Here is a 3,865-nt window from a genome sequence, read left to right as displayed (position 1 = left end):
GGGGTGGAGCAGCCTGGTAGCTCGTCGGGCTCATAACCCGAAGGTCGTCGGTTCAAATCCGGCCCCCGCAACCAACACTTCTGAAAACAATAAACACCCTCAAGGGTGTTTTTTTGTATCTGTCGTTTGTGAATTTGCCGGGCGTTTACCCGGCTGAAAGCGTTATCCGCGTCGCGCCAGCGTCGCCCCGTCAGAGAAATACGCCCGTATCCCCGCCAGAATCGACTCCGCAACCTCCTGCTGGAATTTTGCCGTCTTGAGCTTACGCTCCTCTTCGACGTTACTGATAAACGCGGTTTCGACCAGAATGGACGGGATATCCGGTGCCTTGAGTACCGCAAACCCGGCCTGTTCAACGCTGTTTTTATGCAGCTTATTGATGTTGCCCAGCTTGCCCAGCACCGCTTTACCAAACTTCAGGCTGTCGTTAATGGTCAGCGACTGCACCATATCGAACATAGTGTGGTCGACGTAGCGGTCACCGCTTTTGCTCACGCCGCCAATCAGGTCAGAGGCGTTCTGGGTGTCAGCCAGATATCTTGCTGCGGTACTGGTCGCGCCTTTGGTTGAGAGCGCGAACACCGACGAGCCGCTTGGCTGGCGGCTGGTAAAGGCATCCGCATGGATCGACACGAACAAATCGGCGCGCTGTTTCTGCGCTTTCGCCACCCGGACCTTCAGCGGAATAAAGATATCTTCATTGCGCGTCATATAGGCGCGCATATTACCTTCTTTATCAATCAACGCCTTCAGGCGGCGGGCAATTTGCAGCACCACGTCTTTTTCACGCGTGCGGTATTTCCCCACCGCGCCGGAGTCTTCACCGCCGTGTCCGGGATCGAGCATGATCACAATCGGACGATCGCGCCCTGCTTTCCCCGGCTGCGGACCGCTTTGCGCAGGTGGAACCTGACGCTGCAAGTCGCCCTTGTTGTAATCCTCCAGCAGGGCAAGAAGCGGATCCTGAATATCCGTTGCGTTGGCCGGGTAGAGATCCATCACCAGGCGCTCTTTAAACGTCGCGACGGGCGCCAGGGCGAACAGCTGCGGCTTAACGTTCTGTTTAAGCTCAAACACCATGCGCACGGTTTGCGGATCGAACTGCCCGACGCGCGCCGATTTAATAAACGGATCGTCGCCGCGGATCTGCGCCGCCATCCCTTTCAGCACGGAGTTGAGGTTAACGCCTTCGAGATCCACCACCACGCGTTCCGGGTTGCTGAGGGCAAATTGCTTATATTTCAGCACGCGATTGGATTCGACCGTCACGCGCGTATAGGTCGACGACGGCCAGACGCGCACCGCCACCACCTGACTGGTGGCGGCAAGACCGACCTGACTGACGCTAAGCAACCACATTGCCCCGGCCCCTTTTAACAAACGGCGGCGGCTTATTGCTGAATTGGATCCCGACATGCTTCTCCCGAGCAAGAACACTGACTGATATACAAAATGTCCAAATTGACCGAAAACTTTAACGAATGACGCATAAACTGTCATCTATAAAAGGGTAAACAATCATACGCTAACGCACGGATTACTTACCAATTTCTGTGGGTCGCGGAAAATTTGCACTTGCACACGTGGCTATAATCGAATAAAAATACAGAAATTACGAATAAACATTCATTAAGGGTTGTGCCATGGTGAAGGAACGTAGAACCGAACTGGTCCAGGGATTCCGCCATTCTGTTCCCTATATCAACGCCCATCGGGGAAAAACGTTTGTCATCATGCTTGGCGGCGAAGCCATTGAGCATGAAAATTTTTCCAGCATCGTCAATGACATTGGCCTGCTGCACAGCCTCGGGATCCGCCTGGTGGTGGTGTATGGCGCGCGTCCGCAGATCGACGCCAACCTGGCCGCTCACCACCACGAGCCGATTTACCACAAACACACCCGCGTCACCGATGCCAAAACCCTGGAGCTGGTGAAACAGGCGGCGGGTCTGCTGCAGCTGGATATTACCGCTCGCCTGTCCATGAGCCTGAACAATACGCCGCTGCAGGGGGCGCATATCAACGTCGTGAGCGGCAACTTCATCATTGCCCAGCCGCTCGGCGTGGACGATGGCGTGGATTACTGCCACAGCGGCCGTATCCGTCGTATTGATGAGGAAGCTATTCACCGCCAGCTGGACAGCGGTGCCATCGTGCTGATGGGCCCGGTCGCCGTTTCCGTGACCGGCGAAAGCTTTAACCTGACGTCCGAAGAGATCGCCACGCAGCTGGCGATCAAGCTGAAGGCGGAAAAAATGATTGGGTTCTGCTCCTCCCAGGGCGTCGTGGACGCTGAAGGAACAATCGTACCGGAACTCTTCCCGAATGAAGCCCAGGCCCGCGTGGAAGCGCTGGAAGCCGAAGGTGATTACCACTCCGGCACCGTCCGCTTCCTGCGTGGCGCCGTGAAGGCCTGCCGCAGCGGCGTGCGCCGCAGCCACCTGATCAGCTATCAGGAAGACGGGGCCCTGCTCCAGGAGCTGTTCTCCCGCGACGGTATTGGTACGCAGATTGTGATGGAGAGTGCGGAGCAGATCCGCCGCGCCACCATTAATGACATCGGCGGCATTCTGGAGCTGATCCGCCCGCTGGAACAGCAGGGCATTCTGGTGCGTCGCTCACGCGAACAGCTGGAGATGGAGATCGACAAATTCACCATTATTCAGCGCGATAACCTGACCATTGCCTGCGCCGCGCTCTATCCGTTCCCGGAAGAGAAGATCGGTGAAATGGCCTGCGTAGCGGTGCATCCTGATTACCGTAGCTCTTCACGCGGCGAAATGCTGCTTGAACGCGTGGCGGCGCAGGCGCGCCAGATGGGGCTAAGCAAGCTATTCGTCCTGACGACGCGCAGCATTCACTGGTTCCAGGAACGCGGATTCACACCGGTGGATATCGATTCTCTGCCGGAAACGAAGAAAGAGATGTACAACTATCAGCGTCGTTCAAAGGTGCTGATGGCTGACCTGGGATAATACAACGCTTGCCGGGTCGCGCTGCGCGTACCCGGCCTGGATGTCTGGCGTTGTTCAGAGTGACTCAAATATCGCGCCCAGCCCGCTTCGGCGTTCCGTTCGGGTGGCGATCGCCTGTACCAGCACCCGTTCATCGGTATAGAGCGACAGGCGCTGACGCGCGCGCGTAATGGCGGTATAGATCAGCTCGCGGGTAACGACGGGTGAAAGCTGCGTGGGCAGGATCAGCGCCGCATGGTTAAACTCGGAGCCCTGAGATTTATGCACCGTCATTGCCCATGCGGTTTCATGCTCGGGCAAACGGCTCGGCTGGAAGGACTTCACGGTCCCGTCCGGCATCTGGAACCAGACGCGCAGGCCCTGACCGCAGTCGAGCGCAATCCCGATATCCCCGTTAAACAATCCCAGCGCGCTGTCGTTGCGGGAGATCATCACCGGCCGCCCTTCATACCAGCGCGAGTGCGGGGTACGGTTAATTTTGCGTTTTTGCGCCAGCAGCTGTTCCAGCCTGTCGTTCAGACCCCGAACGCCAAAAGGGCCTTCCCTCAGCGCACAGAGCAGCTGATACTCGCCAAACGCGGCAATGACCTGCTCCGGCGTACTTTGCTGTTGTACGCCCGTCAGAAAGTGCTGGTACCCCTGCAGGGCGTCGTCAAGCATCGCCTGATACTCTTCCCCGCTTTGCAGCGATTTTTTCTCTATATCCGTAAAGGTACCGTCAAACACCGCAGTGGTGGTGCGCCGGTCGCCCCGGTTCACCGCCGCCGCAAGCTGGCCGATGCCGGAGTCGCTGCCGAAACGGTAGCTTTTTTGCAGCAGACACAGGCTGTCGCGCAGCGCCCCCGCAAGCGAATGGTTTTCAGACGTGAGCGAACATCCGGTGAGACGGG

3 protein-coding genes are annotated in these 3,865 nt (G+C 57.5%); 1 reads left to right on the top strand and 2 read right to left on the bottom strand.

The window, feature by feature from the left end:
• Nucleotides 1-162: 162 nt before the first annotated feature.
• Nucleotides 163-1,416, bottom strand: a complete 1,254-nt coding sequence (gene amiC / locus DEO48_RS06065) for an N-acetylmuramoyl-L-alanine amidase AmiC (RefSeq protein ID WP_023309036.1) — start codon at nt 1,414-1,416, stop codon at nt 163-165.
• Nucleotides 1,417-1,643: 227 nt separating this feature from the next.
• On the opposite strand from amiC, the gene argA reads away from it, so the two are divergent.
• A complete protein-coding gene (argA, locus tag DEO48_RS06060; protein WP_023309037.1) occupies nt 1,644-2,975 on the top strand; it encodes an amino-acid N-acetyltransferase in 1,332 nt (443 codons plus the stop codon).
• 54 nt (nt 2,976-3,029) lie between these two features.
• Here argA and DEO48_RS06055 read toward each other — a convergent pair.
• On the bottom strand, nt 3,030-3,865 hold an 836-nt coding region (locus DEO48_RS06055), incomplete at its 5' end, for an ATP-binding domain-containing protein (RefSeq protein WP_181366973.1).

The organism is Enterobacter sp. CGMCC 5087 (genome assembly GCF_003144775.1).
In the GTDB taxonomy this organism is placed as follows: Bacteria; Pseudomonadota; Gammaproteobacteria; order Enterobacterales; family Enterobacteriaceae; genus Enterobacter; species Enterobacter cloacae_M.
This window is presented reverse-complemented; position numbering and strand designations above follow the sequence as displayed.